Source organism: Pseudomonas kribbensis, assembly GCF_003352185.1.
In the GTDB taxonomy this organism is placed as follows: Bacteria; Pseudomonadota; Gammaproteobacteria; order Pseudomonadales; family Pseudomonadaceae; genus Aquipseudomonas; species Aquipseudomonas kribbensis.
Map to the genome: position 1 here is coordinate 5,188,868 of NZ_CP029608.1, position 13,793 is coordinate 5,202,660.

At 61.0% G+C, this 13,793-nt stretch carries 10 protein-coding genes and 1 pseudogene; 7 read left to right on the top strand and 4 right to left on the bottom strand.

Features of this window, described 5'->3' with window-relative positions; translation table 11 throughout:
- Positions 1-214 precede the first annotated feature (214 nt).
- Together DLD99_RS29705 and DLD99_RS23655 are read right to left on the bottom strand one after the other, a co-directional pair.
- Positions 215-496 (bottom strand): annotated as a pseudogene (locus DLD99_RS29705) (PAS domain-containing protein); the annotation flags it as partial.
- Positions 497-646: 150 nt separating this feature from the next.
- On the bottom strand, positions 647-874 hold the full coding sequence (locus DLD99_RS23655; RefSeq protein WP_114885412.1) for a hypothetical protein: 228 nt from the start codon (positions 872-874) through the stop codon (positions 647-649).
- Positions 875-1,615: 741 nt separating this feature from the next.
- Between DLD99_RS23655 and DLD99_RS23660 the strand changes: the two genes are divergently transcribed.
- From DLD99_RS23660 to DLD99_RS23690, 7 genes are all read left to right on the top strand, one after another.
- Positions 1,616-2,776 (top strand): efflux RND transporter periplasmic adaptor subunit, encoded by a 1,161-nt coding sequence (locus tag DLD99_RS23660; protein WP_114885414.1) that lies wholly within the window; start codon positions 1,616-1,618, stop codon positions 2,774-2,776.
- Positions 2,773-5,874 carry a multidrug efflux RND transporter permease subunit gene (locus DLD99_RS23665; protein WP_114885416.1) on the top strand — a complete coding sequence of 1,034 codons (3,102 nt, stop codon included), beginning with the start codon at positions 2,773-2,775 and terminating at the stop codon, positions 5,872-5,874. The genes DLD99_RS23660 and DLD99_RS23665 overlap by 4 nt, the downstream gene beginning before the upstream one ends.
- Positions 5,875-5,882: 8 nt before the next feature.
- Positions 5,883-6,560 (top strand): heavy metal response regulator transcription factor, encoded by a 678-nt coding sequence (locus DLD99_RS23670; RefSeq protein WP_003228008.1) that lies wholly within the window; start codon positions 5,883-5,885, stop codon positions 6,558-6,560.
- Positions 6,550-7,914 carry a heavy metal sensor histidine kinase gene (locus DLD99_RS23675; protein ID WP_114885418.1) on the top strand — a complete coding sequence of 455 codons (1,365 nt, stop codon included), beginning with the start codon at positions 6,550-6,552 and terminating at the stop codon, positions 7,912-7,914. The genes DLD99_RS23670 and DLD99_RS23675 overlap by 11 nt, the downstream gene beginning before the upstream one ends.
- A 121-nt stretch (positions 7,915-8,035) precedes the next feature.
- Complete coding sequence (locus DLD99_RS23680) at positions 8,036-8,257, top strand: hypothetical protein (protein ID WP_085709734.1); 222 nt, start codon at positions 8,036-8,038, stop codon at positions 8,255-8,257.
- Positions 8,258-8,451: 194 nt separating this feature from the next.
- Positions 8,452-9,768 (top strand): OprD family porin, encoded by a 1,317-nt coding sequence (locus tag DLD99_RS23685; RefSeq protein ID WP_114885420.1) that lies wholly within the window; start codon positions 8,452-8,454, stop codon positions 9,766-9,768.
- Between the two features lie 190 nt (positions 9,769-9,958).
- Positions 9,959-11,467 carry a sensor domain-containing diguanylate cyclase gene (locus tag DLD99_RS23690; protein ID WP_085709357.1) on the top strand — a complete coding sequence of 503 codons (1,509 nt, stop codon included), beginning with the start codon at positions 9,959-9,961 and terminating at the stop codon, positions 11,465-11,467.
- Positions 11,468-11,528: 61 nt separating this feature from the next.
- Here the strand turns inward: DLD99_RS23690 and lpxC are convergent, their stop codons facing one another.
- Positions 11,529-12,440 carry a UDP-3-O-acyl-N-acetylglucosamine deacetylase gene (gene lpxC, locus DLD99_RS23695; protein ID WP_065261513.1) on the bottom strand — a complete coding sequence of 304 codons (912 nt, stop codon included), beginning with the start codon at positions 12,438-12,440 and terminating at the stop codon, positions 11,529-11,531.
- 112 nt (positions 12,441-12,552) lie between these two features.
- Complete coding sequence (gene ftsZ, locus DLD99_RS23700; protein ID WP_085709356.1) at positions 12,553-13,749, bottom strand: cell division protein FtsZ; 1,197 nt, start codon at positions 13,747-13,749, stop codon at positions 12,553-12,555.
- Between the last annotated feature and the right edge of the window lie 44 nt (positions 13,750-13,793).

Below are 13,793 nucleotides of genomic sequence, written 5' to 3' on the forward strand. Positions count from 1 at the left end.
CCAGCACCGCTGCCAGCACCGAACTGGTCAACACCACAATCCGCGCCCGCAAGCCCGACACCGGCAGCCGCTGCCAACGCGACACCCGCTCGCCACGCAATTGCGCGTAGGCCCGTTCCGCTGCCGCGATCTGCCGGGCATCCGGCCGCGTGCGTACCGACTGAAACTCCACCGCCGCACCGTTCTGCGTGACCGGCGTGACATAGGCACTGACCCAGTAGTGATCACCGTTCTTGCAACGATTCTTCACCAGCCCCATCCACGAGCGCCCGCGCTTGAGCGTCTGCCACATATGGGCAAACGCCTGCGCCGGCATGTCCGGATGACGCAACAGGTTGTGCGGCGTGCCCAGCAGCTCGTCACGGCTGTAACCGCTGATCTTGATGAAGTCGTCGTTGGCGTAGGTGATCGCGCTGGTCAGATCGGTGGTCGAGAGAATGTTCGCATCCGGCGCAACATCGACATTGCGCCCGGTCACCGGGAGATTGATCTTCATGGAAAGCGCGCTCGTTTTATTGGAAAGAGTCGGCAGGGCTGCTGACTCTAAGCGCACTAATCGGTTAAACGTTGATCTGGCTCAGGAACTGAGCAATTAGCCATCACTGTGACCGAAAATCACAGACGATGGCTGCAGGAGGGAAGTGAATCAGCGCTTGCCCATCGAACGACGAGTGCCAGACGGGGCCACGCCCGGGGTCCTGGCGTGACGGTCACCGTCCTTGCCCTTGAATTGCGGCTGCTTGGCGGCTTTGGCGGCGGCCAGCTCACCTGGCTTGAACGGAAACTTGAACGCAGGAATGGTCGGCTTGGATTCGCCGGCCTCGGCCAGCTCTGCCGGGACATCGCTCACAGCGTTGTCGATTGGGGAAGTCATGAAAGCTCCGGAAAGCAAAAAGTCCGGCCCGGTGGATGAGCCGCGAAGGCGCGAAGTATACCTGCGTGCGCGGAGTTTAAAGAGTCCCAAAAAGGGTACGACCGGTCCCTTTTTGGGACTGCTCGACTAACGGATCACTTCTCCCGATCAACCCAAAAACACTGCAGAAACAAACGGTACACCCAACACATTTCCAAACATCCGAAAATGGAACGCGGAGCGTCCCGGGCTGCATTCCCACGCGGAGCGTGGGAACGATCAACTTTTCGCTTTTCACCACTCAAAACGATGAGCGTTAGCTCGAGTACCGCTTTTGACGTACCGGCCCCATCGGCAGGCTGAGTGGAGGGATTTATCCGGGGGTGGGAGCGCAGCGACCGTTTGGCGAAGCCAAACACATCGAGAGGAGGTGCAGCGAAGCAAACCGTAGGCGATGCCCCCGGATGAATCCCGGAACGAAGGAACACCGAGCCACAGCGAGGTGCCGAACGCCGGGGCCCAGCGTTTTGGTTACTTTGGGGCGTTTGCCAAAGTGACTCGCCGTAAGGGCGAAACCGCCAGCCGCAACGCCCGAAGAAACGGATATTCACAAAGAACACCCAAAGCCTGGTCGGCCCAAAGGCCGCCAAGTCAAAAGCCGAAACTGACAGCGCCGTCAGCTAGCCGTCACCCTCCTGACCCCCAAACAAGTTTATAAAGAACCAACCTGCCCAAACCCCGTCCCCCTGGCGCCCCACAAGCATGCAAATCCAGAAGAAAAAGGCCCTGCTCGCCACCCTGCTGATCGCCCTCGCAGCCGCCGGCCTGTGGTATGCGATAAAACCCGCACCGGCCAAACTCGCCGCCCCGACCGCGATCCCGGTCAGGGTCGTCGCCGTCAGCGAAAAAGACGTCCCCCGCTACACCAGCGGCATCGGCTCCGTACTTTCGTTGCACAGCGTGGTGGTACGCCCGCAAATCGACGGCATCCTCACCAAGCTATTGGTCAAAGAAGGTCAACTGGTCAAACAGGGCGACCTGCTCGCCACCATCGACGACCGCTCGATCCGCGCCAGCCTCGACCAGGCCCGGGCACAACTGGGCGAAAGCCAGGCACAGCTGCAAGTGGCGCTGGTCAACCTCAAGCGCTACAAACTGCTCAGCGTCGACGACGGCGTCTCCAAGCAGACCTACGATCAGCAACAGGCACTGGTCAACCAGCTCAAGGCCACCGCCCAGGGTAATCAGGCCTCGATTGACGCGGCGCAGGTACAGCTTTCCTACACCCAGATTCGCTCCCCGGTCACCGGTCGCGTCGGCATTCGTACGGTCGACGAAGGCAACTTCCTGCGCATGACCGACACTCAGGGTCTGTTCACCGTGACCCAGATCGACCCGATCGCTGTCGAGTTTTCCCTGCCCCAGCAAATGCTGCCGACCCTGCAGGGCCTGATCAGCGATCCGCAGCGTGCCCAGGTCAAGGCCTACATCGGCGCCGACACCGACGGCGAAACCGGCAACCTGCTGGGCGAAGGTCACCTGACCCTGATCGACAACCAGATCAACGCCAACACCGGCACCATCCGCGCCAAGGCCGAATTCGACAACCCCAATCAGAAACTCTGGCCCGGCCTGCTGGTGACGGTAAAGATTCAGACGGCACTGGATAAAGATGCGCTGGTGGTCCCGCCCACTGTCGTACAGCGTGGGCTGGATCAACACTTCGTGTACCGGGTCAACGGCGACAAGGTTGAAGCCGTGCAGGTGCAGATGGTCTATCAGGGCAGCGGTCAGGACATCATCAAAGGCGTGAACCCCGGCGACGTATTGGTCAGTGATGGCCAGTCACGGCTCAAGCCCGGTTCGACCGTGCAGGTCATGAGCGAACCGCCGCAGGTGGTGCAAGCGGAGCCCAAGCCATGAAGCAGCACAAAGGCGTTTCGACCTGGTGCATCGATCACCCGGTGGCGACGATTCTGCTGACCATCGCGCTGGTGCTGGTCGGGGTGATTGCCTTCCCGCGCTTGCCGATTGCCCCGTTGCCGGAAGCGGAATTTCCGACGATTCAGGTCTCTGCACAACTGCCCGGCGCCAGTCCGGACACCATGGCGTCCTCCGTGGCCACGCCGCTGGAGGTGCAATTCAGCGCCATCCCCGGCATGACCCAGATGACCTCCAGCAGTGCGCTGGGCTCCAGCCTGCTGACCCTGCAATTCACCCTCGACAAGAGCATCGATACAGCCGCCCAGGAAGTGCAGGCCGCGATCAACACCGCTGCCGGCAAGCTGCCGAAAGACATGCCGACCCTGCCGACCTGGAAGAAAGTCAACCCGGCGGACAGCCCGGTGCTGATCCTCAGCGTCAGCTCCACCCAGATGCCCGGCACTGAACTCAGTGACCTGGTGGAAACCCTGCTCGCGCGTCAGATCAGTCAGATCGACGGCGTAGGCCAGATCAACATCACCGGTCAGCAACGTCCGGCCATTCGCGTACAGGCCTCGGCGGACAAACTGGCGGCCATCGGCCTGACCCTCGCGGACATTCGTCTGGCGATCCAGCAGACCAGTCTCAACCTCGCCAAAGGTGCGCTGTACGGCGAATCGAGCATTTCCACGCTGTCGACCAACGACCAGCTGTTCCACCCCGAGGAATACAGCCAGCTCATCGTTTCCTACAAGGACGGTGCCCCGGTTCATCTCAAGGATGTCGCCAAAGTCGTCAACGGTTCGGAAGATGCCTACGTGCAAGCCTGGGCCGGCGATCAACCGGGTGTGAACCTGGTGATCTCCCGCCAGCCGGGGGCCAACATCGTCGAGACCGTGGACCGCATTCAGGCCGCCCTCCCCGGCCTCGAAGCAATGCTGCCGGCCTCGGTGCAGGTCAAGGTGCTGATCGACCGCACCCAGACCATTCGCGCCTCCCTGCATGAAGTGGAAATCACCCTGCTGATCGCGATCCTGCTGGTGGTGGCGGTGATGGCGCTGTTCCTACGCCAGTTGTCGGCGACGATGATTGTGTCGGCGGTGCTCGGTGTATCGCTGACCGCCAGTTTCGCCTTGATGTATTTACTCGGCTTCAGCCTGAACAACCTGACGCTGGTGGCCATCGTCGTGGCGGTAGGCTTCGTGGTCGACGACGCGATCGTGGTGGTGGAGAACATTCACCGCCATCTGGAAGCCGGCGACAGCATGCGCGAAGCGGCGGTCAAGGGCGCCGGCGAGATCGGTTTCACCGTGGTCTCGATCAGTTTCTCGCTGGTGGCAGCGTTCATTCCGTTGCTGTTTATGGGCGGTGTGGTCGGGCGTTTGTTCAAGGAGTTCGCCCTTACGGCCACCTCGACCATCATGATTTCCGTGGTGGTATCGCTGACCCTCGCGCCAACGCTGGCTGCGCTGTTCATGCGCAAACCGGTGCATCACGCCCATGACAAACCGGGCTTCAGCGAACGCCTGCTCGGCTGGTACGAAAAAGGCCTGCGTCGCGCCCTCGCCCATCAGAAACTGATGATCGGCGTATTCGGGATCTCGGTTGCGCTGGCCATCGGCGGCTACATCTTTATCCCCAAAGGTTTCTTCCCGGTGCAGGACACCGGCTTCGTCCTCGGCACGACCGAAGCCGCGGCGGACATCTCCTACAGCGACATGGTGAAAAAGCACCTGGCGATGGCAGAAATCGTCGCCGCCGACCCGGCCGTGCAGGCGTTTTCCCATTCGGTGGGCGTGTCCGGCAGCAACCAGACCATCGCCAACGGCCGCTTCTGGATCGCCCTGAAAAAACGCGGAGATCGCGATGTTTCGGCCAGCCAGTTCATCGACCGCATTCGTCCGCAGCTGATGAAAGTCCCCGGCATCGTGCTGTATCTGCGCGCCGGCCAGGACATCAACCTCAGCTCCGGCCCGAGCCGTGCGCAGTATCAATACGTGCTCAAGAGCAACGACGGCCCGACCCTCGCCACCTGGACCCAGAAGCTCACGGAAAAGCTGCGCAGCATCCCGGCGTTCCGCGACATCTCCAACGACCTGCAACTGGGCGGCAGCATCACTCATATCAGCATCGACCGCAGCGCCGCCGCACGTTTCGGCCTGACGGCGAGTGATGTCGACGAGGCGCTGTACGACGCCTTCGGTCAGCGGCAGATCAACGAGTTCCAGACCCAGGTCAACCAGTACAACGTGATCCTGGAGCTGGACACCGCGCAGCGCGGCAAGGCCGAAAGCCTCAACTATTTCTACCTGCGCTCGCCGCTGAGCGGGGAAATGGTGCCGTTGTCGGCGCTGGCCCGGTTCGACGCACCAACCATCGGCCCGCTGTCGATTGCCCACGACGGCATGTTCCCGGCCGCCAACCTGTCGTTCAACCTGGCGCCTGGCGTGGCGTTGGGCGATGCGGTGATCCTGCTCAACCAGGCCAAGGCCGAGATCGGCATGCCGACCGCGATCAGCGGCAACTTCCAGGGCGCGGCCCAGGCGTTCCAGAGTTCCCTCGCCAGTCAGCCGTGGCTGATTCTCGCGGCGCTGGTGGCGGTGTACATCATTCTGGGTGTGCTCTACGAGAGCTTCGTCCATCCGTTGACGATCATCTCGACCTTGCCGGCGGCAGGTCTGGGCGCAGTGATCATGCTGTGGATCTGCGGCCAGGACTTTTCGATCATGGCGCTGATCGGGCTGGTGCTGCTCATCGGTATCGTCAAGAAGAACGGCATCCTGATGATCGACTTCGCTCTCGAAGCCCAACGTCATCGTGGGCTGGCACCCCAGGATGCGATTTTCGAAGCATGCCTGACGCGGTTCCGGCCGATCATCATGACCACCCTCGCGGCCCTGCTCGGCGCCCTGCCGCTGATGCTCGGCTACGGCACCGGCGCCGAACTGCGCCAGCCGCTGGGGATCGCGGTCGTGGGCGGTTTGCTGGTGAGCCAGATGCTGACGCTGTTCACCACGCCGGTCATATACTTGTGGCTTGAGCGGCTGTTCCACAAGCCCAAACCGGCGCCCGTTGCGGCGCTGGCAACGACAGACTGAGGCGGGTCATGCGCGTCCTGATTATCGAAGACGAAGAGAAAACCGCGGACTATCTGCACCGCGGCCTGACGGAACAGGGTTACACCGTGGATCTGGCCCGCGACGGCGTCGAGGGCCTGCATCTGGCGCTGGAAAGCGACTACGCGGTGATCGTCCTCGACGTCATGCTGCCGGGCCTCGATGGCTTTGGCGTACTGCGCGCCTTGCGTGCGCGCAAGCAGACGCCGGTGATCATGCTCACCGCCCGCGAACGGGTCGAAGACCGGATCCGGGGTTTGCGTGACGGCGCCGACGATTACCTCGGCAAGCCGTTTTCCTTCCTCGAACTGGTGGCGCGCCTGCAAGCGCTGACCCGCCGCAGTGGCGGCCATGAACCGGTGCAAGTGAGCATCGCCGACCTGTGGATCGATCTGATCAGCCGCAAGGCCACCCGCGCCGGTACGCGCCTGGACCTGACCGCCAAGGAGTTTTCGCTGCTCAGCGTGCTGGCCCGGCGTCAGGGTGAAATCCTGTCGAAGACCGCGATTGCGGAGATGGTCTGGGACATCAATTTCGACAGCGACGCCAACGTCGTCGAAGTCGCGATCAAGCGTCTGCGGGCCAAGCTCGACGGACCGTTTGACGAGAAACTGCTGCACACCATCCGTGGCATGGGTTATGTGCTGGAGAGCCGTGGTGTCCAGTAACTCTATCGCCCTGCGCTTGAGCGGCATGTTCACGCTGGTGGCGCTGCTGGTGTTTCTGTTGATCGGCGGCGCGCTTTATCAACAAGTGGACAAGGGCTTGGGGCTGTTGCCGGAAGCCGAGCTGGATGCGCGCTACAGCGTGCTCGAATCCACCGTCGGCCGTTATGGCACGCCCGAGCATTGGGTCAAGATCAACAGCAAACTCAAGCTGCTCGGCGAAGAAGACAAGCGCATCAGTTTCTGGATCAGCAGCGGCGATCCGCAGTACGAGTACGGCGATTTCACCCCGCAGATTCGCGAATTCGCCAATGGTCCGCTGGGCATGCGCGACCTGCAATTGCCCGGTCAGCCGTACCCGTTGAAAGTGCTGGTCAGCCAGTTCCCGGCCAAGGATCAACGCCCGCCCCTGCGCTTCATGATCGGCATCGATACCGAGACCTTTCACCAGACCCAGCACAACCTGCTGATCGCCTTGATCGGCCTGGCGATTGTCGGCGTGCTGCTGGCTTCGGCGCTGGGTTACTGGGTGGCGCGAATCGGGCTCAAGCCGCTGATCAAACTGTCCCACGAAGCCCAACGCCTGGCGCCACCGCTGCGGGCCGGGCGTCTGCGTCTGTCGCCGTTGCCGCCGGAGCTGGAACAGTTTGTCGACTCGTTCAACTCGACGCTGGAGCGGGTCGAACAGGCGTATTCACGGCTGGAATCGTTCAACGCCGACGTGGCTCATGAGCTGCGCTCGCCGCTGACCAACCTGATTGGCCAGACCCAGGTCGCCCTCACTCGCGGGCGCTCCGCCGAGCATTATTTCGAAGTGCTGCAATCCAACCTTGAAGAACTGGAACGCCTGCGCTCGATCATCAATGACATGCTGTTTCTGGCCAGCGCCGATCAGGGCAGCAAGGCCACCAAACTGACCTCCACGTCGCTGGCCGACGAAGTCGCGACCACCCTCGAATACCTCGATTTCATCCTCGAAGATGCACAGGTTCAGGTCCACGTGAGTGGCGACGCCCAGGTGCAGATCGAGATCGCCCATCTGCGCCGGGCATTGATCAATCTGTTGAGCAACGCGGTGCAACACACCGCGCCGGGACAGGTGATCGAAGTGCAGATCACGGTCGAGGAACATCAGGTCAGCATCGGTGTGGCCAACCCCGGTGCGCCGATTGCCAGCGAGCATTTGCCACGGCTGTTCGAGCGCTTCTACCGGGTCGATGCGTCGCGCAGCAACAGCGGCAACAACCACGGGTTGGGGCTGGCGATCGTCAAGGCGATTGCGCTGATGCATGGTGGGGATGTGTTTGTGCGCAGTGACCGGGGGATGAACACTTTTGGTATTCACCTTCCGGTCTGAAGACAGGGATCGTTGCCATTCCCGCAACAGTCATTTATGAAAATCACGCTGTTTCCCGGTGCCCGGCAACCTTATCTTTGCCCGCACCAAACAGCACTTGCCAAGCAAGAAGGTTTTCAAGATGTCCAACAGTATGGGTATTGCCAGCGCTTTCGTTTTGTCCTCATTGATCCTGTCGCCGATGGCGATGGCTGAAGAATCGCAGTCGTTCGTAGCGCAGAATGCCGCTCGCGCTCACGCATTCGAACAGCATCAGGCAGAAGTGATGGCCAAGGCTCAAGACGCCACGCAAGCCCCTCAGGCCGCAACGTCCCAGGCTCAGGCAGCCGAGAAAGACAGCTGAGTCACGCACAGCACAGTTTCCCTCGACGCGGTTGTTTGGCTCTTCCCGTTCAACCGTCGTCCTTCCAGGCCACTGATTTTCAGTGGCCTTTTTTCGTTGTGGTGTGAAAGCGGTCCGGTTCGTCTCTTACAATTAGAAACATCCCGCACCTCAAGACATTGAAGTGTCAGTTGACCCAAGGAGCTTTACCGCAAGTGCGTTACCCAGTCCGCTTTACCCCGCTGTTCATTGCAATCGCCGCAACGATTGCCCCCACCGCCCACGCCGCCGAACCCGAAAAGGAAGGTTTCGTCGAAGGTTCGAGCCTCAACCTCAACGCCCGCAACTACTACATGAATCGCAACCGCTTGCAGAAAGCGGACGACAACATCGAGTGGGGCCAGGGTTTCCTCGGCAAATTCCAGTCGGGTTACACCGAAGGCACAGTCGGCTTCGGCATCGATGCCCACGCCATGCTCGGGCTGAAACTCGACGGCGGTGGCGGCACGGACAACTCCAGCATCCTGCCGGTCAGCGATGGCAACGGCAAAGCGCCGGGCTCGTTCTCCACGGCGGGCGGCACGCTGAAAATGCGTGCGTTCGATACCGAGCTGAAGGCCGGTGACCTGTTCCTCACCAACCCGGTGATCGCCGGCGGTGAAAGCCGCATGCTGCCGCAGACCTTCCGTGGTGTCAGCGTGACCAACCACAGCTTCGACGGCTGGATGATCGAAGGCGGCCAGGCCAGCTTCACCAAGCCGTACAACCAGAGCGGCCACAAACGCATCGGCACCTCGTACGGCACCCTCGCCGACGGCGACAAGAGCCAGCACCTGAACTGGGCCGGTGTGTCCTGGAGCGGCGTCGAAGGCCTGACCAGCAACCTGTACGCCGCCGAGCTGAAGGACATCTGGAACCAGTACTACTACGACCTCGACTACACCTGGGCGCTGAACGATCTGGTGACCCTCAACCCGGGCCTGCACTTCTATCACACCCAGGACACCGGCGAGGCGCTGCTGGGCAACATCGACAACAACACCTACAGCCTGCATTTCACCGTCGGCATCGGCAGCCACAGCGTCACCGCCGCGTACCAGCGGGTCAACGGCAACACGCCGTTCGACTACATCAGCCAGGGTGACAGCATTTACCTCGACAACTCCCAGCAATACTCGGACTTCAACGGCCCGAACGAGCGCTCGTGGAAACTCAAGTACGCCTACGACTTCGCAGGCGTCGGCCTGCCGGGCCTGACCTCGGCGGTGTCCTACTCGCGCGGTACGCTGGACCTGACCAAGGTCGACCCGGACAGCAAGGGCTACGCCTCGTGGTACAGCGCCGAAGGCCGCAACGCCAAGCACTGGGAACGCGACATCGACCTCAAGTACGTGGTGCAGAGCGGCCAGGCCAAAGACCTGGCGGTACGTCTGCAGTGGGCGACCAACCGTGGCGGCAACGGTTACGGCGCGCTGGACACGGATACCGATGAATACCGCGTGATCATCGACTACCCGATCAACGTCTTCTAAGATCGGCGCTAAGCTGAGGATGGCCTGCCTGACCAGGCAGGCCACTTACACTGTGGGAGCGAGCCTGCTCGCGATAACGGAGTGTCAGTAACAGGAATGCTGACTGATTCACCGCTATCGCGAGCAGGCTCGCTCCCACATTGTTATCCACAGGCCTACTCTTAGAAGAATCCATCACCGATAGCCAACCATGATCGCGAGCCGTACCCCACCTGCTGCGGGCAAGACCGGACGTCCCGAGCTGCTGCTGATTCTCGGCAGTCTGCTGAGCGTGTTCGCGATTGTGTGCATCGTGACTTTTCTGCTGATTCGCGAGCACGCCAATGCTCAGGAGTCGGCGACTCGCAGCGCCACCACCATCGCCCAACTGATCGACGCCGACGTACTGCGTACCGTCGAACTGTACGACCTGACCCTGCAAGGGCTGATCGCCGCCGCCCAGCGCGACGACCTGAAAAACGTGTCGCCGCAGATCCGCCACCTGGCGCTGTTCGACCGCTCCACCACCGCGCGCTTCAAGGGCGACATCCTGCTGCTCGACAAGCATGGCGAGGTCATCGCCGACTCCTCGCGGGTCGAACCGCTGCCGGGCAATTTCGCCGACCGCGACTACTTCCTCGCCCACGCCTTCAACCGCGACGCCGGCATGTTCATCAGCCGCCCGTTCAAACCCCGTTGCGACTGCGACGACGCCAACCAGTGGCGCATCAGTTTCAGCCGGCGCATTTCCTCGGACACCGGTGAATTCCTGGGCGTAGCGGTGGCGTCAATGAAGCTCGATTACTTCGACCAGTTGTTCAACAGCCTCGACATCGGTGTCGACAGCACCCTGAACATCATCAACAACGACGGCATCCTGTTGGCCCAGAAGCCCTATCTGCAGAGCGATTCGATCGGCAAGAGCTTCGCCGCCCGTCCCAATGTGGTGCGGATTCTGCGCGACCGCAGCGGCAATGGCAGTTTCAACAGCATTTCGAGCATGGATCACCAGCAGCGGCTTTATACCTACTCCCAGGTCGGCAACCTGCCACTGACAGTGATCGTTGCGCTATCAAGTGAAGAAGTGTTCGGCGCATGGAAGCGCACGGCGATTCTGATCAGCGGCGCCACCGGCGTACTCTGCCTCGGCCTGCTGTGGCTGACCTGGCTGCTGGCCCGGGAGCTGCGCCTGCGCCAACGGGCCGAACGAGAACTGGCGCAACTGGCCGCCACCGATGCCCTGACCGGTGTCGCCAACCGGCGCATGCTTGATCAGTCGTTGCGGCACGAGTGGTTTCGCGCCCAACGCTCGGGCAAATCGCTGTCGTTGTTGATGATCGACGCCGATCACTTCAAGGCCTTCAACGACCGGCACGGCCATCAGGCCGGGGATCAGGCGCTGCGAGAACTGGCCAGGGTCATTACCGCCAATGTGCGGCGCCCGGCAGATCTCGTGGCGCGTTATGGCGGTGAAGAGTTCTCGGTGATCCTGGCAGAGACCGATAGCGTCGGCGCGCAGCAGATAGCCGAGCATGTGCGGGCCGCCGTCGAGCAATTGCCGCGGATGGAAGGCGATGAAATGCCGATGACGGTGAGCATCGGTATCAGCACCTGGACGGTGGCGAGTGAAATCAGTCTGGAACAACTGTTGTTCGCGGCGGACCGGGCGCTGTATCAGGCCAAGGAAGGTGGCCGGAACCGGGTGGTACTGGCTTCCTGAACACAGGCATAAAAAAAGGCCACCCAAAGGTGGCCTTCAAAAAACTAGAGAGGTTTTTTACTTACACAGCCGCAACCGGGCGCATGTAAGAGATCGGTGCAGTGCTGGCGTCTTCGAACGTCACGACTTCCCAGGCATCTTTCTGCTCAATCAGTTTGCGCAGAAGCTGGTTGTTCAGTGCGTGGCCGGACTTGAAGCCCTTGAACTCACCAATCAGGCTGTTGCCCAGCAGGTACAGGTCGCCAATTGCATCGAGGATCTTGTGCTTCACGAATTCGTCTTCATAGCGAAGGCCGTCTTCGTTCAGTACGCCATCGGCATCGACCACGATTGCGTTTTCAACGCTGCCGCCGAGTGCGAGGTTGTGCTTGCGCAGGTACTCGATGTCACTCATGAAACCGAAAGTACGGGCGCGGCTGACTTCTTTTACGAACGAAGTGCTGGAAAAATCCACGCTTGCACTTTGGGTGCGGTCCCGGAATACCGGGTGATCGAAATCGATCTCGAAGCTCACCTTGAATCCGTCGAAAGGGACGAAAGTGGCGCGCTTGTCGCCGTCTTCCACTGTCACTTCACGCAGGATGCGGATGAATTTCTTGGCGGCGTCCTGTTCTTCCAGGCCTGCCGATTGAATCAGGAATACGAAAGGTCCTGCGCTACCGTCCATGATCGGGACTTCGGACGCGGAGAGCTCGACGTAGGCGTTATCGATGCCCAGGCCAGCCATGGCCGAGAGCAAGTGCTCTACCGTGTCCACTTTGACGTCGCCGTTAATCAGCGTCGTCGACATAGTGGTTTCACCGACGTTTTCCGCGCGGGCAGGAATCTGCACCACAGGGTCGAGGTCAGCGCGACAAAACACAATGCCAGTGTCGACAGGCGCAGGCTTGAGGGTCAGGTAGACCTTCTCCCCGGAGTGCAGGCCTACACCTGTGGCACGGATAATATTTTTCAGTGTGCGTTGTTTAATCATGGCTTGGGCCGCTTCAGCGCAAATTGCGAACTGGTATCAACAAAGGCTGGCGATAATAGCAGACCGAGCCTTTGCTGAACACCAATCACCTTCATAGCCCTGATACATTCCATCAATCAGCCTGACGACGCAGGAAAGCCGGGATGTCCAGGTAGTCCAGGTCATCTTGCGGATTCATCTTCGCGGCAGTCGCAGCACCGGCCTGAGCCTGGTTGCGCATGACGGTCGGACGGTCCAGGTCACGGTAGTTCACAGCAGGTTGTTCCTGACGCGCAGGAGCCTGTTGCTGCACCGGAGCCGAAGCCATGGTGGTGTGAACGGTGTTGTCGATGACCTTCACAGGCTTCTCGATTTTCGCGCCCAGACCGGTGGCAACCACGGTCACGTGCAGCTCGTCGCGCATGTCCGGATCGATAACGGTACCGACCTTGACCATCGCGTGCTCGGAAGCGAAGGCTTCGATGATCGAACCCACGTCGGAGTACTCACCCAGGGACAGGTCAGGACCGGCGGTGATGTTCACCAGGATGCCGCGTGCGCCTTGCAGGTTCACGTCTTCCAGCAGCGGGTTGCGGATGGCCGCTTCGGTGGCTTCACGTGCACGGTTCGGACCGCTGGCGCAGCCAGTGCCCATCATCGCCATGCCCATTTCGCTCATTACGGTGCGTACGTCGGCGAAGTCGACGTTGATCATGCCCGGACGCTTGATGATGTCGGAGATACCGCGAACGGCACCGGCCAGTACATCGTCGGCCTTGGCGAAAGCCGACAAGAGGCTTGCGTCTTTACCGAGGATGGTCAGCAGCTTCTCGTTGGGAATGGTGATCAGCGAGTCAACGCTTTCGGAGAGCATGCGGATGCCTTCGTCGGCGATCTGCATACGCTTGCGGCCTTCGAACGGGAACGGACGGGTCACGACCGCAACGGTCAGGATGCCCATTTCCTTGGCCACTTCGGCGATGATCGGCGCTGCACCGGTACCGGTACCGCCGCCCATGCCGGTGGTGATGAACACCATGTTGGTGCCGGCCAGGACTTCAGCGATGCGCTCGCGATCTTCCAGCGCAGCCTGACGGCCGACTTCCGGGTTGGCGCCGGCGCCCAGGCCTTTGGTCACGCCGGTGCCCAGTTGCAGGATGGTACGCGCGCCGATGTTTTTCAGCGCTTGAGCATCGGTGTTGGCGCAGATGAATTCGACGCCTTCGATGTTGCTCTTGACCATGTGGTTGACAGCGTTGCCGCCGCCACCGCCAACACCGATAACTTTGATTACCGGGCTTGCGGGGATGTTGTCTACGAGTTCGAACATTTTCCCTCTCCTTACATTCTCTAGTTTTTTCGCCTACTGCATTT

Bases quoted from the DNA above. Each gene is read 5' to 3' on its own strand.
- DLD99_RS23655 (WP_114885412.1), bottom strand. From the start codon at position 874: ATGACTTCCCCAATCGACAACGCTGTGAGCGATGTCCCGGCAGAGCTG.
- DLD99_RS23660 (WP_114885414.1), top strand. From the start codon at position 1,616: ATGCAAATCCAGAAGAAAAAGGCCCTGCTCGCCACCCTGCTGATCGCC.
- DLD99_RS23665 (WP_114885416.1), top strand. From the start codon at position 2,773: ATGAAGCAGCACAAAGGCGTTTCGACCTGGTGCATCGATCACCCGGTG.
- DLD99_RS23670 (WP_003228008.1), top strand. From the start codon at position 5,883: ATGCGCGTCCTGATTATCGAAGACGAAGAGAAAACCGCGGACTATCTG.
- DLD99_RS23680 (WP_085709734.1), top strand. From the start codon at position 8,036: ATGTCCAACAGTATGGGTATTGCCAGCGCTTTCGTTTTGTCCTCATTG.
- DLD99_RS23690 (WP_085709357.1), top strand. From the start codon at position 9,959: ATGATCGCGAGCCGTACCCCACCTGCTGCGGGCAAGACCGGACGTCCC.
- lpxC (WP_065261513.1), bottom strand. From the start codon at position 12,440: ATGATTAAACAACGCACACTGAAAAATATTATCCGTGCCACAGGTGTA.
- ftsZ (WP_085709356.1), bottom strand. From the start codon at position 13,749: ATGTTCGAACTCGTAGACAACATCCCCGCAAGCCCGGTAATCAAAGTT.